Genomic DNA, 26,992 nt, shown 5'->3' on the forward strand with positions numbered 1-26,992 from the left:
GGTGGGGTATGCTAGCTGATAAAGATCGTATCTTCACCAATATTTATGGTTTAAAAGACAAATCATTAAAGGCTGCGATGTTGCGTGGGCATTGGAATGGTCTGAAAGAAATGATTGACAAAGGTCGTGATTGGATCATTGATGAAGTGAAGGCATCGGGTTTACGCGGTCGTGGTGGTGCTGGTTTTCCTACTGGAATGAAGTGGTCCTTTATGCCAAAGCAGAATGATGGGCGTCCTCATTATTTGGTTGTCAATGCCGATGAATCTGAACCAGGAACTTGTAAAGACCGTGATATTTTACGTCATGACCCCCACACTTTGATTGAAGGATGTGCAATCGCTACTTTTGCTATGGGAGCCAATGTTGCTTTTATTTATATTCGTGGTGAATATATTCGTGAACGTGAAGCGCTTCAAGCTGCCGTTGATGAATGCTATGATGCGGGTTTACTTGGCAAAAAAACGAAATATGGGCATGCTTGTGATATTGTTATTCATCATGGAGCGGGTGCTTATATTTGTGGTGAAGAAACAGCTCTTCTTGAAAGTCTTGAGGGAAAAAAGGGACAACCTCGGCTTAAACCACCATTTCCTGCCAATATGGGGATTTATGGCTGTCCAACAACAGTAAATAATGTAGAGTCTATTGCCGTTGTTCCAACGATTTTGCGGCGGGGTGCTTCGTGGTTTTCATCAATCGGACGAGCAAATAATGTTGGAACGAAATTATTTATGGTTTCAGGGCATGTTAATGCACCTTGTACATTTGAAGACGCTCTTGGTGTTTCATTCCGTGAATTAATTGAAAAACATACGGGTGGTGTTCGTGGTGGATGGAATAATCTTTTAGCAGTTATTCCAGGGGGGGCTTCTTGTCCAGTCGTTCGTGGTGAGGATATGATCGATGCGATCATGGATTTTGATGGGATGCGAGATGTCGGGTCTTCTTTTGGCACAGGGGGAATGATTGTTATGGATAAATCAACCGATATTATCAAGGCAATTTGGCGTATAGCTGCTTTTTTCAAGCACGAGAGTTGTGGTCAGTGTACACCGTGTCGTGAGGGGACGGGATGGATGATGCGTCTTTTAGGGCGTATGGTTGAGGGAAGAGCGCAAAAACGCGAGATTGATCTTTTGTTTGAAGTGTCTAAACAGGTTGAAGGACACACTATTTGTGCGCTTGGTGATGCTGCCGCATGGCCTGTACAGGGGTTAATACGTAATTTTCGTCCGGAAATCGAGCGTAGAATTGATGAATACACGCGAAATGTAGTCCAAAGCAAAAATATTGCTTTAGAAGCGGTTTAATAAAGGATTTTGTTTTAAGAGCAACCGAATGCAAATTTTAAGTGGGTTATCCGCAGGTTGGATGGGTGATGATAAATATCAAAGTTGATGGCAAAGAGATTGAAGTTCCTGATTACTACACGTTGCTTCAGGCTGCTGAGGCGGCTGGGGCAGAAATTCCACGTTTTTGTTTTCATGAATCTTTGTCAATTGCTGGAAATTGTCGTATGTGTTTAGTTGAGGTTAAGGGTGGTCCACCAAAACCTCAGGCTTCTTGTGCTATGGGGGTTCGTGATTTACGATTAGGGCCTAACGGTGAGGCACCTGAGATTTTTACCAATACACCGATGGTAAAAAAAGCACGTGAAGGTGTTATGGAATTTCTTCTCATTAATCATCCTTTGGATTGTCCAGTGTGTGATCAAGGGGGAGAGTGTGATCTTCAAGATCAAGCAATGCTTTATGGACGAGATTGTTCTCGTTATACAGAAAATAAACGTGCTGTAGAAGATAAATATATTGGACCTCTTGTCAAAACTGTTATGACACGGTGTATTCATTGTACACGGTGTGTTCGTTTTACAACGGAAGTTGCAGGTATTTCTGAGCTTGGTTTGATCGGTCGTGGTGAAGATGCTGAAATTACGACGTATCTTGAAAAAGCTATGACATCTGAATTACAGGGAAATGTTATTGATCTTTGTCCAGTGGGAGCTCTAACTTCAAAACCTTATGCGTTTCATGCCCGTCCGTGGGAATTGGTAAAAACGGAATCGATTGATGTGATGGATGCGCTTGGTAGTGCTATCCGTATTGATAGCCGCGGCCGTGAAGTTATGCGGATTATGCCGCGTACGAATGAAGATGTAAATGAGGAATGGATCTCTGATAAAACGCGTTTTATTTGGGATGGATTACGGACTCAGCGGCTTGATAAGCCATATGTACGCAAAGATGGAAAGCTTCAACCTGTCAGTTGGACAGAAGCTTTTGCAAAAATTAAAATGGTAATCTCTAAAATTTTTCCAGAAAAAATTGGAGCCATTGCGGGGGATCTTGCTTCTGTTGAAGAAATGTATGCCCTTAAAGCATTATTGAGTTCTTTGGGCTCAACGCTTTTTGATTGTCGTCAAAGAGGGGGGGCTTTATCGCCAGAGTTTGGGCGCTCGAGTTATATTTTTAATCCTACAATTGTAGGTATTGAACAGGCTGATGCACTGCTTATTGTGGGATCTAATCCACGTCATGAAGCAGCTGTTTTAAATGCGCGTATTTTAAAGCGCCAACGGATGGGCAATTTTCCTATTGCATTAATTGGAGAGAAAGTCGATTTACGTTATCCTTATTCTTACCTTGGATCTGGGAGTGATACATTAACGACACTTATTCGTGGAGAGGATGTTTTTTTTAATGTCTTAAAAGAAGCGAAGAGGCCCCTTATTCTTATCGGAGAGGGAGCGGTTTCAGGAAGTGAAGGTTTATCTGTTTTAAAAAGTCTTGCTAAATTAGCTGATAATATAGGTGCTCTTAGTGAGACATGGAATGGGTTTGGGGTTCTTCATAATGCAGCATCGATTGTTGGAGGGTTGGACATAGGCTTTACTTCTAAGCTTGGGGTTGCAAATATACTTAAAACCTGTGAAGTTCTATTTTTGCTTGGTGCTGATGAAGTAGAATTAGCCAATACAAAAGCTTTTACAGTTTATATTGGGAGCCATGGTGATAATGGTGCACATGCTGCTGACGTTATTTTGCCTGCATCTGCTTACACTGAAAAATCAGGGCTTTATGTGAATACAGAAGGACGTGTTCAAATGACAAATCGGGCTGGTTTTGCTCCAGGTGAAGCAAAAGAAGATTGGGCTATTTTGCGTGCTTTATCGGATATTTTAGGACAAAAGCTCCCTTTTGATTCTCTTTCTCAATTAAGGCAATGCTTGTTTAATGATTATCCACACCTTTGTGCTGTTGATGATATAGTGCCTTCTGATATAAGTGGTCTTAAGGCGCTTGGTTCAAAAATGGTTTCTCTCGAGAGTCAAGCATTTACTTCTATGGTTAAAGATTTTTATTTAACAAATCCGATAGCACGTGCTTCTGCTGTTATGGCTGAATGTTCATCTCTTGCAAAAAACCGTGCTACACAAACAGTAAAGTAAGGGCAAAGGAAAAGGAATAATGATGTATGATTTCTTTATGACTTGGCTGTTGCCATTACTCATTATAATCGGAAAAACACTTCTTCTTTTGGTCGTTCTTTTGGTCTTAGTTGCTTATCTTCTTTATGCAGATAGAAAAATTTGGGCAGCGGTACAATTGCGTCGTGGACCAAACGTTGTTGGACCGTGGGGTTTGTTACAGTCTTTTGCAGATTTAATTAAATTTGTTGTTAAGGAGCCTATTATCCCTGCAGGTGCAAATAAGGGTGTTTTTCTTTTGGCTCCTTTTGTTTCAGCGACACTTGCTTTATCAACTTGGGCTGTTATTCCTGTCAATGAGGGTTGGGAGATTGCAAAGATTAATGTTGGCTTGCTTTATATTTTAGCCATTTCATCTCTTGAAGTTTATGGTGTTATTATGGGGGGATGGGCATCAAATTCAAAATATCCTTTCTTAGGAGCTCTTCGTTCGGCGGCACAAATGGTTTCTTATGAAGTTTCCATTGGTTTTGTGCTTGTGACTGTCATTTTAATAAGTGGTTCGTTAGATCTCACAACAATTGTTTTTAAACAAACGCACGGGCTTGGTACAACTCTTGGTCTTCCTTTTAACAGTTTTCTCGATTGGAATTGGTTGGTCCTTTTTCCAATGTTTATTATATTTTTTATTTCTGCGCTTGCAGAGACAAACCGTCCTCCATTCGATTTGGTGGAAGCAGAATCTGAACTTGTTGCTGGTCATATGGTAGAATATTCTTCAACGCCTTACATGCTCTTCTTTCTAGGTGAATATGTTGCGATTGTTTTAATGTGCGCATTAACAACCATTCTATTTTTAGGCGGTTGGCTGCCTCCCTTAGATGTTTGGTGGCTTAATTGGGTTCCTGGTATCATTTGGTTTGTTTTAAAAGTCTGTTTTGTATTTTTTTGGTTTGCTATGGTTAAAGCATTTGTTCCACGTTATCGCTATGATCAGCTCATGCGGCTTGGTTGGAAGGTTTTTCTTCCTCTCTCACTAGCAATGGTTGTGATAACTGCTGCTTTTTTAAAGTTTACGGATTTCGTTTAAGAGGAGATTTTACGATGTCAGGTTTTATTCAGGCGGCAAAGTCACTTCTTCTATTGGAATTTGTGAGTGCTTTTTTCTTAGCTATGCGTCAATTTTTTTCACCAAAACCCACGATTAATTATCCTTATGAAAAAGGTTTTGTATCTCAGCGTTTTCGTGGTGAGCATGCATTGCGTCGCTATCCAAATGGTGAAGAACGGTGTATTGCTTGTAAATTATGTGAAGCGATTTGTCCTGCTCAAGCGATTACAATTGAAGCTGGGCCACGGCGCAATGATGGTACACGTAGAACTGTCCGTTATGATATAGACATGGTTAAATGTATCTACTGTGGTTTTTGTCAAGAAGCCTGTCCGGTTGAGGCTATTGTCGAAGGTCCAAATTTTGAGTTTGCGACGGAAACACGTGAAGAACTTTATTATGATAAAGAAAAACTTTTATTGAATGGAGATCGCTGGGAGCGAGAAATTGCTCGAAATATATTGATGGATGCGCCTTATCGTTAAGTGTATCGTTAAATGAGGTGTCGGATATTTTTCCGATAAATTGTAATCTGGTATGAAGTTTATACCAATTGTTTGAATAATTAAGGAGAAGCCTATGCTAACAGATCTAGCGGCGGCATTTTTCTATTTGTTTGCTTTTATTATGCTAACAAGTGCAGTTATTGTTATTACAGCACGCAATCCAGTGCATTCTGTTTTGTTTTTAATCCTCGCATTTTTTAATGCAGCAGCTTTGTTTTTACTTGCAGGAGCAGAGTTTTTAGGGCTTATTCTGCTTGTTGTGTATGTTGGAGCTGTCGCTGTTTTATTTTTATTTGTCGTTATGATGCTTGACGTTGATTTTGCTGAGTTAAAGAGTGGAACTCTTCGGTATGCTCCTATTGGAGCTCTTATTGGTGTTATTATCGCTGTAGAATTGATTGTTGTTTTTATGAGTAGCTATTTTTCTCCAGTCTTGAGAACGCATGTTACGCAACCAATGCCAGATTTAGCGCAGCGAACAAATACACAAGCATTAGGTGATATTCTCTATACGGATTATGTTTTCTATTTTCAAATTGCTGGAATGATTTTATTGGTTGCAATGATTGGAGCTATTGTTTTAACACTTCGTCATAAATTAGGAGTAAAGCGGCAATCTATTGCGGAGCAAGTTTCTAGAACGGTAGAAAGTGCCATTGAAATCAAACAAGTTGAATCAGGCAAAGGTATGTAAGGGGGGCTATGCAGATGTATATTGATATTACACATTATCTCACTGTTTCTGCTTTGATGTTTACAATTGGTATTGCTGGAATTTTTCTCAACAGAAAAAATGTGATTATTATCTTGATGTCCATTGAGCTTATATTGCTTTCAGTTAATCTCAATTTTGTTGCATTTTCAGCATTTCTTCATGATCTCGTTGGTCAGGTATTCGCTTTATTTGTCTTAACCGTAGCAGCTGCTGAAGCTGCCATTGGTTTAGCAATTCTGGTCGTTTTTTTCCGTAATCGTGGTTCCATTGCGGTTGAAGATGTTAATGTAATGAAAGGCTAACCAGTGATGTATTATACGATTGTCTTTCTTCCGCTTTTGGGTTTTTTAATTGCTGCACTAGGTGGAAAAACGATAGGAGATCGTGCGAGTGAATTGATAACATGTAGCTTTATGGTTGTTGTTGCCATATTATCGTGGATAGCATTTTTCAGTACTGCACTTGGTCATATTCCAGCGATTGATGTATTGGTATTACATTGGATGACTGTTGGTGACTTAAGCTTTAATTGGGCTTTACATGTTGATGCATTAACAGCTGTCATGCTTATTGTTGTGAATAGTGTTTCGGCATTAGTGCATATTTATTCAATTGGTTATATGCACCATGACCCTTCAAGGTCTCGTTTTTTTTCTTATCTTTCTTTGTTTACATTTATGATGCTTATGTTGGTCACATCCAATAATTTGATTCAGATGTTTTTTGGATGGGAAGGTGTCGGACTTGCTTCTTATTTACTCATTGGTTTTTGGTTTCAGCGCGATTCTGCTAATAAGGCCGCAATGAAAGCTTTTGTAGTTAACCGTGTTGGAGACTTTGGTTTTCTCTTAGGAATCTTTAGTATTTTTGTTTTGTTCCAATCGGTTGATTTTGCCTCTATTTTTGCAAAAGCTGCCGACAAGAGCTTTATACAAAATATGACATTTTTAGATTGGCAATTTGATGGGCAGACGGCAATTACCATTACATGTCTTTTATTATTTATTGGTGCGATGGGAAAATCCGCACAATTTCTTTTACATACTTGGCTGCCTGATGCAATGGAAGGGCCAACCCCTGTATCAGCGCTTATTCATGCCGCTACAATGGTAACGGCTGGTGTTTTTATGATTGCGCGTATGTCGCCAATTTTTGAACTTTCTTCAACTGCTTTGACCGTGATTATTATTGTTGGTGCAACAACAGCGTTTTTTGCAGCAACTGTGGGATTGGTACAGAATGATATTAAGCGTGTTATTGCTTATTCTACATGCTCTCAACTTGGTTATATGTTTGTGGCATTAGGTGTTGGAGCTTATGGCGCTGCTGTCTTTCATCTTTTTACGCATGCTTTTTTTAAAGCCTTATTGTTTCTTGGTGCAGGTTCTGTGATTCATGCTGTATCTGATGAACAAGATATGCGAAAAATGGGTGGGTTACGCAAACATATAAAGGTCACCTATTGGATGATGATGGTCGGGACCATTGCCTTGACCGGAGTTGGAATTCCAGGAACACTTTTCGGGACTGCAGGTTTTTTCTCAAAAGATGCGATTATAGAGTCTGCTTTTGCATCTCATAATATTGCTTCAGGATATGCTTTTTATCTTCTTGTTTTTGCTGCCTTTTTAACAAGTTTCTATTCATGGCGACTTATCTTTATGACATTCCATGGTAAACCACGGGCAACAGTTGATGTGATGCATCATGTTCATGAATCGCCTCCAGTTATGTTGATTCCACTCTTTCTTTTATCTATTGGAGCAATATTTTCTGGTGTCGTTTTCCAACCTTACTTTTTTGGTGACTTGTATAATGCTTTTTGGAAGGGAGCATTGTTTACAAGCAGCCATAATCATATTCTTCATGATGCTCACCATGTTTTTAATTGGGTAAAATGGTCGCCTTTTATAGCAATGATTCTTGGGTTTATGTTGGCTTATTTATTTTATATTGTGGCTCCCTCTCTTCCCAAGAAAATGGCGCGTATTATGCCAGGAGTGTATCACTTTCTTTACCAAAAGTGGTATTTCGATCAATTATATAACTTTTTATTTGTTCGTCCTACCTTTAGAATTGGTTCTTTTCTTTGGAAAGTGGGAGACGGTAAGATTATTGATGGTCTAGGTCCCAATGGTATTGCAGCGCGTGTTGTTGATATTACAAATAGAGTTGTTCGAATGCAAACAGGCTATCTTTACCACTATGCATTTGCAATGCTTATCGGCGTTGCATTGCTCATTACATGGATGATGATCGGGGGCGTAAACTAATGACCGATTGGCCTATTCTTTCTACGGTTACATTTTTGCCGCTTGTTGGTGTTCTTCTGATTTTGTTTATCAAAGATGATAGTGAAGTAGCACGCCATAATATACGTAATGTCGCATTTTTTACGACTCTATTTGTTTTTATTATTTCTTTAATTATTTGGATAGGATTTGATTCTAGCAACCAAAATTTTCAAATGGTTGAAAAATCCAGTTGGTTAGGGGGTGGTATTAGCTATCATATGGGGGTCGATGGTATTTCTATTCTTTTTGTTGTTCTCTCGGCTTTTCTTTTGCCTTTCTGTATTTTAGCAAGTTGGGAGAATGTTAAAGAGAGATTAAAAGCCTATATGATTGCGTTTCTTCTTCTAGAAGTTGCGATTATTGGTGTTTTTTGTGCTCTTGATGCAATGCTATTCTATGTTTTTTTTGAAGGCAGCCTCATTCCAATGTTTATCATTATAGGTGTATGGGGAGGAGCACGTCGTGTTTATGCAAGTATAAAGTTTTTCTTATATACTTTACTTGGTTCAGTGCTTATGCTGGTTGCTCTTATGGTTATGTATTGGGAGGCTGGGACACTTGATATACCAACTTTACTCAATTATCAGTTTCCTGCTCATATGCAAATATGGCTATGGCTTGCATTTTTTGCTTCTTTCGCAGTTAAAATGCCAATGTGGCCAGTTCATACATGGCTCCCTGATGCTCACGTAGAAGCACCGACAGCGGGTTCTGTTATTTTAGCTGGTGTCTTACTTAAATTAGGTGGGTATGGTTTTCTTCGTTTTTCTTTACCTATGTTTCCTATCGCTTCAGCAGATTTTGCGCCTTTTGTTTTCACATTATCGCTTATCGCTATTATTTATACATCACTGGTTGCACTTGTTCAAAGTGACATCAAAAAACTTATTGCTTATTCTTCAATAGCGCATATGGGGTATGTGACAATGGGTATTTTTGCTGCGAATGAACAGGGGATACAAGGGGCTATTTATCAGATGTTATCCCATGGAATTGTTTCAGCAGCATTGTTTCTTTGTGTTGGGGTTATCTATGATCGCTTGCATACACGTGAAATTTCAGCGTTTGGTGGTTTAGTGAATAATATGCCTAAATATGCTGTTGTTTTCTTAATTTTCACTATGGCAAATGTTGGTTTGCCTGGAAGCTCAGGATTTTTGGGTGAATTTTTAACCTTAATAGGTGTTTTTCAAGTAAATAAATTGGTTGTTGTTTTAGCAACAACAGGTGTTATCTTATCGGCAGCCTATGCCCTTTATCTTTATCGGCGTGTGGTTTTTGGTTCCTTGGATAAAGAGAATTTAAAAGTATTAATAGATCTTTCTTTAAGAGAAAAATTCCTCCTTTATCCAATGGTTATTCTTACAATATTCTTTGGTATCTATCCAACGCCTATTCTTAAGGCAACGGCGTTTTCCGTAGAAACCCTCATCAATAAACTGCACTAGATAAGGGAAGAATGCACATGCAAACTGAAATAATAGCGCAATTAGTCTTAATTCTTCCAGAGCTTTTAATTGCATTAGGAGCTGTCGTGCTGCTTATGATTGGTGTTTATTCCAATACACGTGCTTCTTTAACAGTGACAGGTTTAGCTATGGCACTTCTTGTGGCAACCATTATTATTCTTATAGTTTTTCCGAAAAATGGTTCATTTCAAACCAATGCGCTCGTTATCGATTCCTTTAGTCGTTATATGAAAATTTTAATGCTTATTGGTGCACTCTTTTCTCTTATCATGTCTGTTGGTTTTGCCAATGCACAAAAGTTTAATATATTTGAGTTTCCAGTACTTGTTCTTTTAGCAACCCTTGGAATGATGTTTATGATTTCAGCGGGTAATATGCTGTCGCTTTATATGGGGTTAGAGCTGCAATCTTTAGCTTTATATGTTTTAGCAGCGATTAATCGTAATAATGTAAAATCTTCTGAAGCCGGTATAAAATACTTTGTTTTAGGAGCATTATCTTCAGGGTTGCTTCTTTATGGTATTTCTTTGCTTTATGGTTTTACCGGTCAAATTGGTTTTCACGAAATTGCTCTTGCTTTAAAGGGCAAAAATGTACAATTGGGGGTCATTTTTGGAATTGTCTTTATTTTAGCTGGTTTGGCTTTCAAAATTTCTGCTGTTCCGTTTCATATGTGGACACCTGATGTTTATGAAGGAGCGCCCACACCGATTACAGCATTTTTTGCTGGTGCCCCTAAAGTTGCTGCAATGGCTTTAATCATCCGTATTATTGTGGTGACCTTTATTCCCCTAGGGCGTGTTGATAACGTGATGCCTGCATGGCAACAAATTTTGGTGTTCATGGCGATTACATCAATGATACTGGGTGCTTTTGCTGCAATCGGTCAGAATAATATTAAGCGCTTAATGGCTTATTCGTCGATCAGTCATATGGGTTATGCACTTGTTGGTTTATCTGCTGGAGATATGCTTGGGATAAAAAGCGTTATCCTTTATATGACTATTTATCTTGGAATGACGCTTGGTTCATTTGCCTTTATTCTTGGAATGCGCTCTCAGAATGGAAATGTTGAAAATATTTATGATCTTTCAGGGTTAGCAAAGACGAATCCGTTTATGGCTGTTGTGATGACAATACAGCTTTTTTCTTTAGCAAGCATACCTCCTATGGCTGGTTTTTTTGGAAAGTGGTATACATTTTCTGCTGCTGTCCACGCTGGACTTACGCCACTTGCTGTCGTTGGGATGATAGCGTCTGTAGTTGGGGCTTTTTACTATTTGCGAGTCATTAAAATTATGTGGTTTGATGATGCAAAAGCGCATTTTGTTGCTTTATCGAAAGAGCTTCAATTTTGTCTTGGTCTTTCTGTATTCTTTATTTTATTTTACGCGCTTTTTGGAGTTTGGTTCGCTGAGCTAGCAGAAAAAGCAGCAACAGCATTGTTTTAATGAATATGGTTTATACTTTATCAGATTTTGCACAAAAACAGGGATACACTGTTGAAGCGTACGATAGTGTTGATTCAACAAATCTTATTGCGCAACGAAAAGCGCAAACTGGTCATCAAGGTAATCTTTGGATTGTTGCACAAGAACAATCACAGGGAAGAGCAAGAAGAGGGAGGACTTGGTCTAGTCCAAAAGGGAACCTTTATTCTAGTCTTTTATTAATTGATGATATTGTTCATCAAACTGCGGCTCAACTTGGTTTTGTTGCTGGAGTAAGTGTGGCAGAGGCAATAAAACAATTGATAAAAGAGGAAAAGCAGACAAACAATATTGTGAGCTTAAAATGGCCAAACGATATTTTGCTCAGAGGAGAAAAAAGCTCTGGAGTTTTGCTTGAGATTTTAAAATTGTCATCACAACAATATGCCTTGGTTATTGGTATTGGAATAAATGTGAAATATAATTATGAAGATGCACCTTATTCCACTTCAAGCTTAAAGAATATCGGGTTGCGTATTGATGCAGAACAATTATTTACGGTTTTGACGGAGTGTTTTTCTAAAAATTACCTTCTTTGGAAACAACCAAAAGGATGTGAAATAATCCGAAAAAAATGGCTTTTATATTCCGCTCACCTTGGAAAACATGTCAAAGTGGTGAATGATGAAAAAGTCATTGAGGGTATTTTTGATGGTCTTGATAGTGATTTTAACTGCATCATAAAGCAAAAAGACGGTCAGACAGCCATTATAACAGCTGGAGATGTTCATTTTGGTTCCGCTGATTCTATTAATGCAGGTCGTTATTGAAAAATTATTTTACCATCAGATACCTTAATGATTTGGGAGATGTTTATGGTTGCAGCCAATAGATGTGAATTTGTTTTTTTACCTCTGGGAGGTGTAGGTGAGATAGGGATGAATTTAGCTGCTTACGGATTTGGTCCCCAAAGTCTTCGTGAATGGCTGCTGGTTGATATGGGGGTTAGTTTTGCTGGTTCTGAATTACCAGGTGTCGATCTTGTTTTGCCTGATATTCGTTTCCTAGAAAGTGAAAAACACAATATACGGGGTCTTGTTTTAACACATGCACATGAAGATCATTATGGGGCCGTTCTTGATTTATGTCCAAAGTTACAAGTGCCGATTTACTGTACGCCTTTTACGGCAGGATTATTGGAAACTAAAAAACAATTAGATTTTGAATCTCAAAAAATTTTACTCAATATTTTTCAAGCTGGTGATTGTTTTCAGGTAGGTTCCTTTGCTGTAGAGGCTATAGCCGTTAACCATTCAATACCAGAATCTGTATCTTTAGCAATTACAACTTCTTTGGGGACTGTGATTCATACTGGTGATTGGAAAATTGATCATACCCCTTCACTCGGGGCTGTAACTGATGAAAAAAGATTTCGTGCTTTAGGCAAAAAAGGTATTTTAGCATTACTTTGTGATTCTACAAATGCATGTCGGGATGGTATATCTCCTTCAGAACAGCAAGTTCAAGCCAGTCTTTCAGAGATTATTTCTAAAGCTGAAGGGCGCGTTGCGATAGCAACTTTTTCTTCTAATATTGGTCGGATACGTTCTATTGCTCTTGCAGCTGAAGCTGCTGGACGTAAGGTGCTTGTCATTGGGCGTTCCCTTAAGCGAAGTATTATGGTTGCACAAGAGCTTGGTTATATGAATGGTTTAGCACCATTTGTAACGGAAGATGATTATGGCTACATCTCGCGAAAAGATCTTGTTTTAATTGTCACAGGGAGCCAAGGTGAGCCATGTGCTGCTTTGGCTAAACTGTCACGTGATGGAATGAAAAATATTGCACTTTCCACTGGTGATACCGTTATTTATTCATCACGAAGTATTCCAGGAAACGAAAAAGCGATTATTGAGGTACAAAATCGTTTCATTGATTTGGGTATTAAAATTATTACGAATGAAGATGCACTTGTTCATGTTTCAGGTCATCCCCGTCGTTCAGAACTTTTACAGATGTATGATTGGATAAAGCCACAAATACTTGTCCCTGTACATGGGGAAGCAATGCATCTTAAGGCTCAGGCAACTTTAGCACGTCAAGCGGGTATTAAAACTGTTATGGATATCAGAAATGGCCATATGTTACGTCTTGCACCAGAGCCTGTAGAAGTTATTGATCAAGTTCCTGTTGGCCGCATCTATAAGGATGGTTGCCTAATTGGAGATGAAGATGAATTAGGGATTCGTGAACGCCGCAAACTAAGTTATGCTGGTCATGTTACTATTTCTCTCCATATAAATAGTAAGCATGAATTATTAGGGGATATAGGTCTAACAACATTCGGGTTACCTGAAAGTAATGGAAAGGGGGAAAGTTTAAAAGATATTCTTTTAGATATCGTAGAAAATACAGTTTATAATATCCCACGCATGAAACAGAAAAATAATGAACTTATTCGAGAGGCAACACGACGTGCAGTAAGAGCGGCTGTTCATGAAATTTGGCAAAAAAAACCTATCTGTACAGTTTTTTTACATCGGTCAAAATAAAAGAACTTTCCTATTACGTTATTTAAAAAGAGAAGAGCATTTTTATTTTATTGCTAAATAAGAAAAATAGAGAATAAAGCACAATAAATTTTTAAATGATAAGATCGTTATATTTGCAAGTATTCAGAATGCGGCTATAGATGAATAGAGGGTGTGATAAATTGTTCCGATATGATAGATCTGATTAGGAGTTAATTATTTCAATGCGTCTTTCTCAATATTTCCTTCCACTTTTAAAAGAGAATCCTAAAGAAGCAGAAATTGTTTCTCATCGCTTCATGTTGCGCGCTGGAATGATTCGACAACAAACATCAGGGATTTATTCTTGGCTTCCTTTGGGAAAAAAAGTGCTTGATAAAGTTTGTAAAATTATTCGTGAAGAGCAAGAACGTGCGGGTGCAATAGAAATATTGATGCCTACAATTCAGTCTGCTGATCTTTGGCGTGAAAGCGGTCGTTATGATGATTATGGTTTGGAAATGCTCCGCATTAAAGATCGTCAAAAGCGTGATTTACTTTATGGTCCAACCAATGAAGAGATGGTAACAGATATTTTTCGCTCTTATGTTCGTTCTTATAAAGATCTTCCGCTTAATTTATATCATATTCAATGGAAATTTCGTGATGAAATTCGTCCACGTTTTGGTGTGATGCGAGCACGAGAATTTTTAATGAAAGATGCTTATTCTTTTGATCTTGATTATGAAGGCTCTGAAACATCTTATAATCGTATGTTTGTTGCTTATTTACGCACTTTTTCTCGCCTTGGCTTAAAAGCAATTCCTATGCGTGCAGATACAGGTCCAATAGGGGGGGAACTCAGTCATGAATTTATCATTTTGGCTGAAACAGGAGAGAGTGCTATCTTCTGTGATAAACAATTTCTTGAACTTACCGTTCCTGATAGTTCAATCGATTTTAGTGATAAAGCTGTTTTAGATGATATTGTTAAGCAATGGACATCTTTTTATGCAGCAACGGAAGAAATGCATAATGAAGAAGAGTGGGCTAAAGTTTCTGATCATAATCGTCTTTCAGCGCGTGGTATTGAAGTAGGGCATATTTTCCACTTTGGTACTAAATATTCTGCTCCAATGGGAGCAAAAGTTATGGGACAAGATGGAAAAGAGCATGTGGTCTCTATGGGATCTTATGGTATTGGGCCTTCGCGTCTTGTTGCTGCCGCTATTGAGGCTTCTCATGATGAAAATGGTATTATTTGGCCAAAGTCTATGGCACCGTTTGATTTTGGGATTATCAATATGAAGCCCGATGATGAAAAATGCACACAGGCATGTGAGTTTCTCTATCAGGGATTAAAGAAGGTTGGTTTTGATCCGTTATTAGATGATAGAAATGAACGCCCTGGATCAAAATTTGCAACAATGGATTTGATTGGTTTGCCAACGCAAATCATTGTTGGTCCTAACAGCATTGCACAAAATGAAGTTGAAATTAAAGATCGAAAAACAGGAATAAAAAAATCTCTAAAGGTTGAAGATGTGCTCAGCCAACTTTCTATAATTTAATAGGAAATATTATGAAGAGGCTGAAAAACAAATGCTTTTCATCTTATGAGTGGATGATCGCTTTTCGTTATATGATTCCCAATAAAAAACATGTCGTTGCATCTGTTATTTCAATTATTTCTCTTATTGGGATTATGTTGGGCGTATTTGCTCTGGTTGTTGTTATGGCGGTGATGAATGGCTTTCGTACAGAACTTCTCAATCGTATTCTTGGTATGAATGGGCATCTTATTATTCAAACAGTTGATTCTGGTTTTTCTGATTATAAGACTCTTATTTCTTCTTTAGAAACTACAAATGGTGTGAAGTTTGCTTTACCTGTTATTGAAGGTCAAGCGCTTGTTCAAGGTGAAGTTCAAGGTGGCTCTGGCGCGTTAGTTCGTGGTATGCGCAAACAAGATCTAGAAAAGCTTAAAACAGTCTCTCAAAACATTAAATTAGGGTCGATTTCTCGGTTTGATCAAGAAGAAGGTGTTGCAATTGGAAGTGGCTTAGCAGAAAAATTAGGACTGACAGTTGGAAGAGATATTCGTATTATTACTCCAGATGGTGATGAGACTCCTTTTGGCGTTACCCCACGTGTGAAAGCTTATAAAGTCGTTGCTATTTTTGAAGTTGGTATGTCTGAATATGATTCAATATTTATCTTTATGCCTCTCCATGAAGCACAAATGTTTTTTAATTTGGGAGATAAGGTTCAGTCTTTGGAATTATTTCTAAATGATCCTGATGCTGTTGATCAAATAAAACCTGTTGTAGAAAAAGTAGTTGAACAACAGGTCTATTTAATTGATTGGCGTACACGCAATCAGGCTTTTTTTTCAGCCTTACAGATTGAACGAAATGTTATGTTTTTCATTCTTTCTCTGATCGTTCTTGTTGCTGCTTTAAATATTATTTCAGGGCTGATTATGCTTGTAAAAGATAAAAGTCATGATATTGCAATTTTACGCACGATGGGGGCTCAACAGAGTGCGATTTTGCGTATATTTATCATTACAGGAATGATGATTGGTTTTATTGGAACTATATTGGGTTTAGTTTTAGGTGTTATCGCGACCGCGAATATTAATCATATCCAAGATTTTATATCTTGGTTATTTAATGTCGACGTTTTTAATCCTCAACTTTATTTTTTAACAAAATTGCCTGCACAAATTGAGTGGAAACAGACCATCTTGGTTGCTATGATGGCTTTATTCTTGTCGTTTCTTGCTGCTCTCATTCCGGCATGGCGTGCTGCTAAGCTAGATCCCGTACAAGCTTTGAGGTATGAATAATGACAGCTATTTTAGAGCTTGTAGAGATTGAAAGACACTTTTTCGAGAGTCATAAGCCACTCATTGTTTTAGATAAAGCGAATTTTATTCTTAATCGTGGAGAGCTTGTCGCACTTGTTGCACCATCTGGTGCTGGAAAATCAACACTTCTTCATATTGCTGGATTATTAGAAAAACCAACAGCTGGTGATGTGATGTTACGGGGTGTTTCTTGTGCAAAGCGCTCTGATAGTGAGCGAACAGCTATAAGACGAAATGATATTGGTTTTGTTTATCAATTTCATCATTTACTTCCAGAGTTTACGGCGTTAGAAAATGTCATGATACCCCAAATGATAGCAGGATTAAAAAAATCTATAGCAGAAGATCGTGCGCGCAAATTATTGACGTATCTGCGTGTTTCTCATCGTGCGAACCATCGTCCCTCAGAGTTATCGGGAGGAGAACAACAACGTGTTGCTATTGCACGTGCAGTAGCAAATGGCCCTTCGGTTCTTTTGGCTGATGAACCTACAGGAAATCTTGATCCAGTAACTTCAGCTTATGTCTTTCAAGCTTTATCTATCCTTGTTCGTCAGTCTGGTCTTTCTGCTCTTATTGCAACACATAATTACGCTTTGGCTAAGCAAATGCATCGTCGAATTACACTTAAAGAACAAAAGATTATAGAACTTCCTTAAAGCAAGGTAAAAATTTTATACGACTAATTGAATAGTTTATATTACTTTATTCAAGGAGATTTTTTATGACAGTTTTTGTCGTTGACAAAAATCAATTAGATGCTCGTCGTCGTCGATTGATTTTTCGTGCATGGCATCGCGGTATTCGTGAAATGGATCTCATTTTTGGACATTATGTCGATGCTCATATTACTGGGATGAATGATAGAACGCTCTCTGAGCTTGAGTATATTATGTCTTTTGATGATCGTGATTTACTCACATGGATTACTGGAGAAATTTTGCCCCCCTCTGAAGTTGATAGTCCACTTTTCCGTGATATTGCCAATTATCGTACTTGCTTAAGTTATTAATCCCGATGCCTATATTAAAAAAAATTGTTATTCCCAAAAATAATTCTGTTCGTATGATTTTAGATGGCGTTACTGATGGATTTGAAGCCTTTGCGCTTGCTAAATTAAGTTCAGAAATTGCACAAGGTAAACCGCTCATCTATGTTGTCCGTGACGGAACAAAAATTGCGCATTTACAACAAGTTTTAAATTTTATTGAACCCAATTTACCCGTACTTCAATTTCCTGCATGGGATTGTTTGCCTTATGATCGCGTATCACCAGGAATTGCTGTTATGGCACGTCGACTATCAACATTGGCACACATAGCAAATTTACGAAAAGATCCATATTCTGCAATTATATTAACAACAGCAAATGCAATTATGCAAAAGTTGCCTCCTCGTGAAATGATAGAAGCTCAGCTTATTCACGCACGTGTTGGCCAGCGCAATAACATGGGAAATCTTATTCAATTTCTAGAAACCAATGGTTTTGAACGCGTTACGGTTGTCCGTGATGTTGGTGAGTTTGCTGTAAGAGGAGGAATACTTGATATCTTTTCTCCGATGGATGTTGAACCTTTACGCCTTGATTTTTTTGGAGATACCCTAGAAAGTATCCGCGTATTTGATCCAGAAAGTCAAAGGACAACAGGCCAAAAAACTGAACTTTTATTACAGGCAATGAGTGAGGTTGTTCTTACACCAGAACGCATCAGTCGTTTTAAAAGCAATTATACCCGTACATTTGGTGTATCACAAAAAAATAACATGCTTTATGAAGCAATTTCTCAAGGTCGGCGTTTTGCCGGTATGGAACATTGGCTTCCATTTTTTTATGAAAACCTTGATAGCTTTTTTGATCATTGTGGCAACTTACCGATAGTTTTTGAGCATCTCATAGAAGAAGTCTTCATTGAGCGCTATCGTCTTATTGAAGACTATTATAATGCGCGCAAAGAGCGCGAAAGTGATGAAAAAAATTCTACTTCTTATCATCCAATAGATCCTAGTCTTTTTTATTTAACGCCAGAGCGTGTTTTGGAAGGTGCGCAACAATCTTCACAGCGTATTGATTTTTCTCCTTTTAATGTTCCACAAAGTTTGGAACAAACTGTTATTCACACCAATGTTAAACAAGGATATGATTTTGTAAAAGAGCGTAATGCGCAGGAAAAAAATGTTTTTTCAAGTGTTATTGATCATATCGCATCTTTACGCACTGCTGGTAAAAAAGTGCTTTTAGCGTGTTGGAGTGAAGGATCTCTCAATCGTTTGTTACAAGTTCTCGATGAGCATGGATTGAAAAAAATAGATGTTGCAAAATCTTTGCAAACTGTCAAAGCAACACCTCGGGATCGCATATTAGCAGCTGTTATCATGATAGAACATGGTTTTGTGGCTGAAGATTTGGCTATTATAGCAGAGCAAGATATCCTTGGCGATCGTTTTATAAGATCGCCAAAGCGGCGTAAGAATAATACAAATTTTATTTCTGAAATTTCTGCTTTAAATTCTGGTGATATTATTGTGCATATCGACCACGGTATTGGCCAATTTGTTGGTCTTAAAACCATCAGAACCACTGGAATTTTACGAGACTGCCTTGAAATTAGATATGCTGGAGGTGATTTACTCTTTTTACCTGTTGAAAATATTGAGCTTCTCTCACGTTATGGCTCAGAAGGAACAGAGGTAACTTTAGATAAATTAGGAGGTGTTGCTTGGCAAGCACGTAAAGCTCGGCTTAAAAAACATTTATTGGAAATGGCAGGGCAATTAATCCGTATAGCTGCAGAGCGTATGACTCGTGCTGCGCCTGCTTTACTTCCACCAATTGGACCATTTGATGAGTTTGTTGCTTGCTTTCCCTATGAAGAAACGGAAGATCAAATGAATGCAATTGATGCTGTTTTGGACGATCTAGCCTCAGGCAAGCCGATGGATCGCTTGATATGCGGTGATGTTGGTTTTGGAAAAACTGAAGTAGCCATTCGAAGTGCTTTTGTTGCAGCATTAAATGGATATCAGGTTGCTGTTGTTGTACCGACAACTTTGCTTTCACGTCAACATTACAAAACATTTATTTCGCGTTTTCAAGGATTACCGGTTAAAATTGGACATGCTTCGAGGCTTGTAAAAGCGAAAGAACTTGCACGAGTAAAAAAAGGTGTTTCAGATGGTACAATCGATATTGTCATTGGAACCCATGCATTATTAAGTGGTGCAGTTAATTTTTTACGGTTAGGTCTTCTTATCATTGATGAGGAACAGCATTTTGGTGTCAAACACAAAGAGCGTTTAAAAGAGCTTAAAAGTGATATTCATGTTCTCACACTTTCAGCAACTCCCATACCACGCACTTTAGGGTTAGCTTTATCGGGTGTACGTGAACTTTCATTGATAACAACCCCCCCCATTGATAGAATGGCGGTTCGTACTTTTATTTCACCCTTTGATGCACTTGTTATACGAGAGACCCTGCTTCGAGAATATTATCGTGGTGGACAAAGTTTCTATGTTTGTCCTCGTATTTCTGATCTGGCTTTTGTAGAAGAATATCTCAAAACACATGTGCCAGAACTGAAATTCGTTGTGGCTCATGGACAAATGCCGGCTGGACAACTTGATGATATCATGAATGCATTTTATGATGGACAATATGATGTGCTGCTCTCAACAACCATTATTGAATCAGGTCTTGATATTCCAACAGCCAATACCCTAATTGTGCATCGTGCTGAGATGTTTGGTCTTTCTGCCCTTTATCAGTTACGTGGTAGGGTAGGACGTTCAAAACAACGTGCGTATGCTCTCTTTACATTTCCTGCTGGTAAAGTTTTAACAACTGCTGCTGATCGCCGTCTTAAAGTGTTACAATCTCTTGACACCTTAGGGGCCGGTTTTCAATTGGCAAGCCATGACATGGATATCCGCGGTTCAGGCAATTTTTTAGGTGAAGAGCAATCGGGGCATATCAAAGAAGTTGGATTTGAACTCTATCAAAAAATGCTTGAAGAAGCTGTTGCTGAATTAAAAGATGGAGAGCTAAATGAAGATAAGCAATGGTCACCTCAAATTTCCCTTGGTACAACAGTGATGATACCAGAAAGTTTCGTGCCTGACTTATCATTACGTATGGGACTTTATCGTCGTTTAACAGAACTTGATGGTTTAGAACAAATTGATGAATTTGCAGCGGAGTTAATTGATCGCTTTGGTCCTTTGCCCCTTGAGGTTCAACATCTTCTTAAAGTCTTTCATATTAAAACATTGTGTCGAAAAGCACATGTAGAGAAATTAGATGTTGGACCAAAGGGGATTGTCATACAGTTTCGTAATAACTATTTCGCAAATAGTGTTGCTCTTGTTCAGTGGGTGGGAAAACAAGGTTCAATGGCAAAAATTCGACCAGACCAAAGTATTGCTCTTATTCGTGATTGGTCCTCAGCGGATGAAAGGCTTGTTGGAGCAGCGAATATTATGACACAGCTTGTCGAAATGGCAGAATAACATTCTGTTTAAAAAATTTCTTTATTGTTTCAGAACTGTTACTCATTTTTATAAAATCATTCTGAATAAAATTTAAGTTTATAATAAAGAGCCATTATATATTTATTTTGTTTTTATTATATACGTATTGATACAATGAAGGAAATAGATTAGACGGTTTAACCGCATTAAATAGCACTTTCAATATAATAAGCTAATAAGCTCCTGTAAATTTTTTAGAAAGAATTTAGGTAAAGATAGCATGCTTTCTTCATTACAAAAGTGTCTAACTATCGTTTTTTTGTTACTCACTTTAATATATGGCGTAAAAAACGCTTATGCTGAGTTATCTTCTGATGAACAATACCAACATTTAAAAAACAAAAGAAAGAATATTAAAGAGAGCATACAATTTATTGAAGAAAGTATATCTCATTTGGATATTTGGAAAAAAAATATTTCTAAAGCAGAATACTATGAGCGTTTACAGGAACGGAATAAGTTATATAAAAAACTGAAAACTCTGAAGGATGAATATTATAATCTTGGTTCGAAATTACAGGATCTAGCTGAAAAAAAACAAAAAATTATCTCTAGAATACATATAGCGAGAGAGTATGAAGTAGGGGAGTCTGAAGAAAAGTTGATTAAAGCAAAAGATTATTTAAAAAAAACTCAAACGTTTAATGAATGGGGAATGAATGAGAAAAGTGGAGGTGATGATGAGATAATGAAAAATTATCTCATATTTATTATTGCTTGCAATACGTTAGCGGATATATTGCAAAGTGATATAGGTGCTATTTTGCGCAAAGATTTTGATTGGAAAGATAAAGATTTTAGTTGGGCTAAAGGCGCAAATAATTCAATAAGTCCTAGTTTAGTCAGGGATATTAAAGAATTATTAACAGATGGCTCTTATAGTTATGAAAAACAAATATTTGACGATATAAAAAATAGTCTTACAGAAGATAATTGGTTTGTAAAAAGTGCACCTAAGCTTTGTAATACCATTAAAGAAGTACATAATATAATGCTTCCAAACAAGAAAAAGAATATTATAGATCGTATACGTTTTCATGTTGAAGAATTATTCAATTAAAAATTTACTCATATAAATACAGAGAAATTAATATTATATACTAAATAATAGTTAAAATATATTTTAATTTTTTGTTTTTAATTATTATTTATAATAAAGTAATTTTATGCACATAAGATATTATCTATTGTTCTTATCATATAAGATTTAATATATTATTAAATAATAAAATCATATATCTTTTTTATGTTTTCTTTTTATGCATAATTTTTTGTGCTTGTAGTTTTTTATTTTTATCTGTTTAATTATTTTAATGACGATACATCTCATATCATAAATCTTGTTTCATTAATACGATAAGAGAAATATTTTATAGTTCTAAGTTGTGTTATATAGAGAAACAAAATGATATTTTTAATTCATTTTTTTCTTAAAACTTAAATCATTAACGATTTATATCTTTGATATTGTGAAAGATGAAAAGAATTTATCATTTTAGTAGATTCTTTATTTAAGAAATAACTTAAAATAAATTGATAAAAGCTACATTTTTTATTCACGTTATAAAGCTGAGAGATGATATTTGTACAGAGATGCAATAATAGATGTATAATATATGAGCATAAATTTATTATGGCTTTGGGCACGTGAGATGATTCATAGGGGGGGTCCTTTGTTCAGTAGTTTTATCTATAAAACTAACTCCGCTTGTGATGTACAAGTGGATAAATTTTATTGATTCAATATAAGAGAGGTTTGCGCTATTAGGATCTTTCATACAATATAGAAATAGAAAAAAGATAAATTATTATTATAAATTAATATGTTATTATATTTTAAGAAAGTTTATTATAAATAAAATATTTTCAGCAGTTATAGATTTTCTCCCTAAGAAAATGTGTTGTTTAATTAAGAAAAAAGCACTTCTTTAGTAGCGTATTTTTAAACTAAACTGTTTAGTTAAACGCTATGGAATATAAAATTTTTATTACAAAAGCGTATCACCATTATTTTGTAAACAAGGGCAGAAAATTGTTCATTAGCAAAAAGCTCTCTTACAATTATGCAGAAATTTTAGACAATCAGTGGTTTTAATTCATTAAATGTTTCAATAATATCGTAGATGATTTTGTTTTTGTGTATCACACGAGGCACATAAGGAAAACAGTAAAATTTATCTGATATTTTGGAGCTTCATGCATTACAACACCTGTTGCTAAGGTTCTATAAGCTTAACATGAAGAGTAATAAATGTAAAAATTTTAATTAGTAAATTTTTTAGAGTAGTATCAGAGTTTATTTTAATTAATATTGCAATATTGATTCGTTTGTGTAATCTTAGTTTAAATGCACAGAGGTGTTTTATGGATAGATTGCATCAAATACCAATGTGATGAAGAGGGGAAATGATATGAGTGTATAAAAATTAGAATGGCTCGTCGTATTTTTTCTCTAAATTTGACTTTTTTTTTTATATTGAAGTAATTTTTTTATATTGAAGTAAAAATAGTAAAATTAATTGTTATTTCATTATAATTTAATAAATTAAGTTGGAATTATATTTAATATTTTTTTGAAGTTACTTAAGAGCGCGTTGAAAGGATTAACTTAATCATGTCGCATAAAAATGTTTATTCTGCTGTTTCAGTATTAGTTGGAGCCGCTGCCCTTTTTCTTATAGCTGGTATTTCTGCAAATGCGCAAACTTTATCACAAGGTTGGTACAAAGTTTGCAGTAAGCAGCATGATGTTGATATTTGTAATACAATGAATACTGTATTATCGAATACGGGACAACCTTTAACGGCTTTTAATCTTGTTGAAATAAAAGGGAAGCAAAATGAGAAACGTATAGGTATTCAAGTACCTACAGGTCGTTTTTTGCCAGAAGGTGTTCACATTAAAATTGGTGACGAGTTCTCTAAAAAAATTCCTTATATTATTTGTAATGGACCAAGTTGTATTGCTAATGATGTCTTAGATGATAAGCTTATAGCAGCTATGAAAAGTGGTACAAAAATGGTTGTAACCACAGTTAATTTCCGTGGTTCAGCTAATCCTATTGAATTTTCTCTTAATGGGTTTACAGCAGCCTATACCGGTCCTGGTATGGAGGAAAAAGATTTCCAACAAGAACAAATAAAGCTGCAGCAAGCTATTCAATCAAAGCAAAAAGAAATTGAAGAGCGTATGCGGGCTGAGCAAGAAAAAGCGAAACAAAAGTAATAAAACCACACCATAAAAGTTGGTCAAAACGTTTTCTATAATTGTTTATTTGAACCGCCACAGTTTTCTGTGGCGGTTTTTTTTAATCCTTAATTTTTCGAAAGAATTCTGCGTTTCCACCAACCAATACGTTCAGTTTTGGAAGAATCATTAGGCGTTGATGAAATAACAACGGGTTGATTAATTGTTTCTTCAATTTGGGAAGGAGAGGTTTCGATAACTTTCTCCATCTCGATTACAGTTTCTTGCTCTAATATTTTTTGTATTTGCGTTGTCTCTTTAGAAGATGATTTTTTACGTGTTCCACGTGTTGATTTTTTACTCTTTTCAAGAGCTTTATTTTCTACCTCATGAATAACTTTGTCTGCTTTTTTTGTTTTAGTTTTACGCACCGGACTGGTTGTAGGTTTTTCTTCAAGAGATTTTTGTTCTGCAATATTTTGATCATTCTCTAAAGAAAGTTGATTTTGTACTACTTTTGAAGAACGTTTTTTAGGTTTAATACTTGTATCATTTTTTTCAGATTCACTCTGTTGTTGTATATCTAGAGCTTGTGTATTATTTTTTGTTTCTTCAAGTTCAAAAGATTTAGCAGGTGAAACACGACGTTTGCGATGCGCTGCTTTAATTTCTGCTAAAGCTTGCTTAGCAAAATCTCCCACTGGTTCTGCATAAGGAACGCGAATCTGATGAAAATTATTATCTTGATTGCGTCGACCACCACGACGTCCTCGACGACGTCCTCGACGATAAGAATCATCATTCAAAGTATCTTCTTTTTTATGAACGTTGGAGAGAGAATGATCAGTAATTTCACCGTGACGATTTTTGCGCCTACGCTTTTGGTTTGTTTCAATGGGAGAAGGATTTTCAATAGATTCACTCTTTATGAAAACAGAATCTTCAATTTCTTGCTCATTGGCATCTTCCAATGAAGATCGAGAAATGCTCTCTGCTATTGAGCCTTTAGAAATAACAAGATGTTGCGTTCCAATACTATCATCTGCTTCAATACTAATATTAAGTTTAAAGCGAGCTTCTAAATTAACAAGAATATTGCGTTTATGATTTAATACATAAAGCGCTGTTGCTACGGGGGTGCGCACGATAATATTATGTTGCGAATTATGAAGAAGATATTCTTCAATTGAGCGCATGACATGTAACGCAATTGATGATTCAGAACGTATATTTCCTGTTCCTGCGCAATGTGGGCAGGGCTGTGTCGTACTTTCTAAAACCGATATGCGAATACGTTGACGACTCATTTCTAAAAGGCCGAAGTGTGAAATATGACCTACTTGAATACGAGCACGATCGTTTTTTAAACAATCTTTTAATTTTTTTTCGACCAGCTTCACATTGCGTTCTTCAAGCATATCAATAAAATCAATCACAATTAAACCAGCAAGGTCACGCAAGCGTAATTGACGCGCTACTTCTTCAGCAGCTTCAAGGTTAGTTTGTAAGGCTGTCTTTTCGACAGAGAATTCTTTCGTAGAGCGGCCAGAATTTACGTCAATAGCAACAAGTGCTTCTGTTTGATTAATAACAAGATAACCACCAGATTTTAAAGAAACCTGTGGTTGCAACATTTTATCAAGTTGAATTTCAATATTATTTCTTGCAAAAATGGGCGTAGGATCACGGTAAGGTTGCACAACTTTTGCATGACTTGGCATGAGCATACGCATAAAGTCTTTCGCTTCACGATATCCTTGGTCTCCAGAGACAAGAATTTCACTAATGTTCTTATTATAAAGATCTCGTATAGAACGCTTGATGAGATTGCTTTCTTCATGGACAAGGCATGGTGCCGTTGACTCGAGTGTCAAAGTGCGAATAGTATCCCATAACCGCATAAGATATTCATAATCACGTTTAATTTCAGCTTTTGTTCTATTGGCACCAGCGGTTCGTAAGATAACGCCCATACCTTTTGGAACGGCTAATTCTTTTACGATTTCTTTAAGACGCTTACGGTCTTGTACGTTCGTAATTTTTCGTGAAATACCACCACCACGTGCTGTGTTGGGCATTAGAACAGAGTAACGACCAGCTAGAGATAGATATGTTGTAAGGGCAGCACCTTTATTACCACGCTCTTCTTTGATAACTTGTACCAACAAAATTTGACGTCGTTTAATGACTTCTTGAATTTTATACTGGCGCCCTTGTTTTCTTTGATAAATCGGGAGCTCTTCACGGATGTCCTCAGCACCGACCATTTCAATCTCATCATAAGAGATATTGGCATTTAATGCTTCTTCTGTATTATCAATTATTATCGCTTCAGATGTGATATCATTTTCAATATCGGCTGCTATAACATTGTTTTTTTCACTTTTTTTTGTTCTTCTGGAGCGTTTTTTATTTTTAGTTGCTTCTTCCGTAAAGGTATCTACAGAATTTTCTCCTACAGCTTCTTTTTCTTCTTCTTCAAGAAGAGCAAGGCGATCAGCAATAGGAATTTGATAATAATCAGGATGAATTTCAGAAAATGTTAAAAAACCATGTCGGTTTCCACCATATTCAACAAAAGCCGCTTGGAGAGACGGTTCTACACGCGTAATACGTGCGAGATAAATATTCCCCTTGAGCTGTTTTCTATGTTCTGATTCAAAATCAAGTTCTTCAATTTTGTTGCCGTGAACAACAACAACACGTGTTTCCTCCGGATGGGAGGCATCTATAAGCATTTTGTTTGACATAAGTTAATATCCTGAAGGCGACATGCACAATTTTATTCAAACGAATGCCATAACTATTCGTAAACATAAAAGGCTGTCTGCCATAAAAGGGAGGTACCAGAAAAACAGGACGAAACACCACGTGCAAAGGCATGACTGCATTTACACCATTTCTCATCATTATTTCCATCTGTTTTTTATGACTCATATTT

The 26,992-nt window shown here is 36.7% G+C and carries 19 protein-coding genes; 18 read left to right on the forward strand and 1 reads right to left on the reverse strand.

What is annotated here, in order from left to right; genetic code table 11:
• Positions 1-8 precede the first annotated feature (8 nt).
• From nuoF to ACFINR_RS03920, 18 genes are all read left to right on the forward strand, one after another.
• Positions 9-1,313, forward strand: coding sequence for an NADH-quinone oxidoreductase subunit NuoF (nuoF, locus tag ACFINR_RS03835; RefSeq protein ID WP_375613456.1), 1,305 nt, complete (start codon positions 9-11; stop codon positions 1,311-1,313).
• 68 nt (positions 1,314-1,381) lie between these two features.
• Complete coding sequence (nuoG, locus tag ACFINR_RS03840) at positions 1,382-3,451, forward strand: NADH-quinone oxidoreductase subunit NuoG (protein WP_375613455.1); 2,070 nt, start codon at positions 1,382-1,384, stop codon at positions 3,449-3,451.
• 22 nt (positions 3,452-3,473) lie between these two features.
• Complete coding sequence (nuoH, locus tag ACFINR_RS03845) at positions 3,474-4,520, forward strand: NADH-quinone oxidoreductase subunit NuoH (RefSeq protein WP_375632259.1); 1,047 nt, start codon at positions 3,474-3,476, stop codon at positions 4,518-4,520.
• Between the two features lie 14 nt (positions 4,521-4,534).
• The gene (gene nuoI / locus ACFINR_RS03850; RefSeq protein ID WP_273723184.1) at positions 4,535-5,026 is read left to right on the forward strand and encodes an NADH-quinone oxidoreductase subunit NuoI; all 492 of its coding nucleotides are present in this window, start codon (positions 4,535-4,537) and stop codon (positions 5,024-5,026) included.
• Positions 5,027-5,120: 94 nt separating this feature from the next.
• A complete protein-coding gene (locus ACFINR_RS03855) occupies positions 5,121-5,741 on the forward strand; it encodes an NADH-quinone oxidoreductase subunit J (RefSeq protein ID WP_375611880.1) in 621 nt (206 codons plus the stop codon).
• A gap of 14 nt (positions 5,742-5,755) precedes the next feature.
• Positions 5,756-6,064, forward strand: a complete 309-nt coding sequence (gene nuoK, locus ACFINR_RS03860) for an NADH-quinone oxidoreductase subunit NuoK (RefSeq protein WP_273791275.1) — start codon at positions 5,756-5,758, stop codon at positions 6,062-6,064.
• 6 nt (positions 6,065-6,070) lie between these two features.
• Positions 6,071-8,035 carry an NADH-quinone oxidoreductase subunit L gene (nuoL, locus tag ACFINR_RS03865; protein WP_375613453.1) on the forward strand — a complete coding sequence of 655 codons (1,965 nt, stop codon included), beginning with the start codon at positions 6,071-6,073 and terminating at the stop codon, positions 8,033-8,035.
• Positions 8,035-9,504: an NADH-quinone oxidoreductase subunit M gene (locus ACFINR_RS03870; RefSeq protein WP_273791287.1), complete on the forward strand. Its 1,470-nt coding sequence runs from the start codon at positions 8,035-8,037 to the stop codon at positions 9,502-9,504. The genes nuoL and ACFINR_RS03870 overlap by 1 nt, the downstream gene beginning before the upstream one ends.
• 17 nt (positions 9,505-9,521) lie before the next feature.
• Positions 9,522-10,976, forward strand: coding sequence for an NADH-quinone oxidoreductase subunit NuoN (gene nuoN, locus ACFINR_RS03875; protein ID WP_375638390.1), 1,455 nt, complete (start codon positions 9,522-9,524; stop codon positions 10,974-10,976).
• A complete protein-coding gene (locus ACFINR_RS03880) occupies positions 10,976-11,785 on the forward strand; it encodes a biotin--[acetyl-CoA-carboxylase] ligase (RefSeq protein ID WP_375632248.1) in 810 nt (269 codons plus the stop codon). The genes nuoN and ACFINR_RS03880 overlap by 1 nt, the downstream gene beginning before the upstream one ends.
• A gap of 45 nt (positions 11,786-11,830) precedes the next feature.
• Positions 11,831-13,507, forward strand: coding sequence for a ribonuclease J (locus tag ACFINR_RS03885; RefSeq protein WP_375652579.1), 1,677 nt, complete (start codon positions 11,831-11,833; stop codon positions 13,505-13,507).
• Between the two features lie 203 nt (positions 13,508-13,710).
• Positions 13,711-15,036 (forward strand): proline--tRNA ligase, encoded by a 1,326-nt coding sequence (proS, locus tag ACFINR_RS03890; RefSeq protein WP_375632246.1) that lies wholly within the window; start codon positions 13,711-13,713, stop codon positions 15,034-15,036.
• Positions 15,037-15,047: 11 nt separating this feature from the next.
• Positions 15,048-16,316, forward strand: a complete 1,269-nt coding sequence (locus ACFINR_RS03895; protein ID WP_375621230.1) for a lipoprotein-releasing ABC transporter permease subunit — start codon at positions 15,048-15,050, stop codon at positions 16,314-16,316.
• On the forward strand, positions 16,316-16,996 hold the full coding sequence (locus ACFINR_RS03900; protein ID WP_273791269.1) for an ABC transporter ATP-binding protein: 681 nt from the start codon (positions 16,316-16,318) through the stop codon (positions 16,994-16,996). The genes ACFINR_RS03895 and ACFINR_RS03900 overlap by 1 nt, the downstream gene beginning before the upstream one ends.
• A 65-nt stretch (positions 16,997-17,061) precedes the next feature.
• Positions 17,062-17,349 (forward strand): succinate dehydrogenase assembly factor 2, encoded by a 288-nt coding sequence (locus ACFINR_RS03905; RefSeq protein WP_273791268.1) that lies wholly within the window; start codon positions 17,062-17,064, stop codon positions 17,347-17,349.
• Between the two features lie 5 nt (positions 17,350-17,354).
• Positions 17,355-20,843 carry a transcription-repair coupling factor gene (mfd, locus tag ACFINR_RS03910; protein ID WP_375652582.1) on the forward strand — a complete coding sequence of 1,163 codons (3,489 nt, stop codon included), beginning with the start codon at positions 17,355-17,357 and terminating at the stop codon, positions 20,841-20,843.
• A gap of 241 nt (positions 20,844-21,084) precedes the next feature.
• Positions 21,085-21,924 carry a hypothetical protein gene (locus tag ACFINR_RS03915; RefSeq protein ID WP_375652585.1) on the forward strand — a complete coding sequence of 280 codons (840 nt, stop codon included), beginning with the start codon at positions 21,085-21,087 and terminating at the stop codon, positions 21,922-21,924.
• A 1,554-nt stretch (positions 21,925-23,478) separates the two neighbouring features.
• Positions 23,479-24,090 carry an invasion associated locus B family protein gene (locus ACFINR_RS03920; protein WP_273791265.1) on the forward strand — a complete coding sequence of 204 codons (612 nt, stop codon included), beginning with the start codon at positions 23,479-23,481 and terminating at the stop codon, positions 24,088-24,090.
• 89 nt (positions 24,091-24,179) lie between these two features.
• On the opposite strand, the gene ACFINR_RS03925 is transcribed toward ACFINR_RS03920, so the two are convergent.
• A complete protein-coding gene (locus ACFINR_RS03925) occupies positions 24,180-26,801 on the reverse strand; it encodes a ribonuclease E/G (protein ID WP_375652587.1) in 2,622 nt (873 codons plus the stop codon).
• Between the last annotated feature and the right edge of the window lie 191 nt (positions 26,802-26,992).

The organism is Bartonella sp. AP19HLJMH (genome assembly GCF_042196245.1).
Lineage (GTDB): Bacteria > Pseudomonadota > Alphaproteobacteria > Rhizobiales > Rhizobiaceae > Bartonella.

Bases quoted from the DNA above. Each gene is read 5' to 3' on its own strand.
- nuoF (WP_375613456.1), top strand. From the start codon at position 9: ATGCTAGCTGATAAAGATCGTATCTTCACCAATATTTATGGTTTAAAA.
- ACFINR_RS03915 (WP_375652585.1), top strand. From the start codon at position 21,085: ATGCTTTCTTCATTACAAAAGTGTCTAACTATCGTTTTTTTGTTACTC.
- ACFINR_RS03925 (WP_375652587.1), bottom strand. From the start codon at position 26,801: ATGTCAAACAAAATGCTTATAGATGCCTCCCATCCGGAGGAAACACGT.
- ACFINR_RS03880 (WP_375632248.1), top strand. From the start codon at position 10,976: ATGAATATGGTTTATACTTTATCAGATTTTGCACAAAAACAGGGATAC.
- nuoN (WP_375638390.1), top strand. From the start codon at position 9,522: ATGCAAACTGAAATAATAGCGCAATTAGTCTTAATTCTTCCAGAGCTT.
- ACFINR_RS03900 (WP_273791269.1), top strand. From the start codon at position 16,316: ATGACAGCTATTTTAGAGCTTGTAGAGATTGAAAGACACTTTTTCGAG.
- nuoI (WP_273723184.1), top strand. From the start codon at position 4,535: ATGTCAGGTTTTATTCAGGCGGCAAAGTCACTTCTTCTATTGGAATTT.
- ACFINR_RS03870 (WP_273791287.1), top strand. From the start codon at position 8,035: ATGACCGATTGGCCTATTCTTTCTACGGTTACATTTTTGCCGCTTGTT.
- ACFINR_RS03855 (WP_375611880.1), top strand. From the start codon at position 5,121: ATGCTAACAGATCTAGCGGCGGCATTTTTCTATTTGTTTGCTTTTATT.
- ACFINR_RS03905 (WP_273791268.1), top strand. From the start codon at position 17,062: ATGACAGTTTTTGTCGTTGACAAAAATCAATTAGATGCTCGTCGTCGT.
- nuoG (WP_375613455.1), top strand. From the start codon at position 1,382: ATGATAAATATCAAAGTTGATGGCAAAGAGATTGAAGTTCCTGATTAC.
- nuoK (WP_273791275.1), top strand. From the start codon at position 5,756: ATGTATATTGATATTACACATTATCTCACTGTTTCTGCTTTGATGTTT.
- ACFINR_RS03920 (WP_273791265.1), top strand. From the start codon at position 23,479: ATGTCGCATAAAAATGTTTATTCTGCTGTTTCAGTATTAGTTGGAGCC.
- mfd (WP_375652582.1), top strand. From the start codon at position 17,355: ATGCCTATATTAAAAAAAATTGTTATTCCCAAAAATAATTCTGTTCGT.
- ACFINR_RS03885 (WP_375652579.1), top strand. From the start codon at position 11,831: ATGGTTGCAGCCAATAGATGTGAATTTGTTTTTTTACCTCTGGGAGGT.
- nuoL (WP_375613453.1), top strand. From the start codon at position 6,071: ATGTATTATACGATTGTCTTTCTTCCGCTTTTGGGTTTTTTAATTGCT.
- nuoH (WP_375632259.1), top strand. From the start codon at position 3,474: ATGTATGATTTCTTTATGACTTGGCTGTTGCCATTACTCATTATAATC.
- ACFINR_RS03895 (WP_375621230.1), top strand. From the start codon at position 15,048: ATGAAGAGGCTGAAAAACAAATGCTTTTCATCTTATGAGTGGATGATC.
- proS (WP_375632246.1), top strand. From the start codon at position 13,711: ATGCGTCTTTCTCAATATTTCCTTCCACTTTTAAAAGAGAATCCTAAA.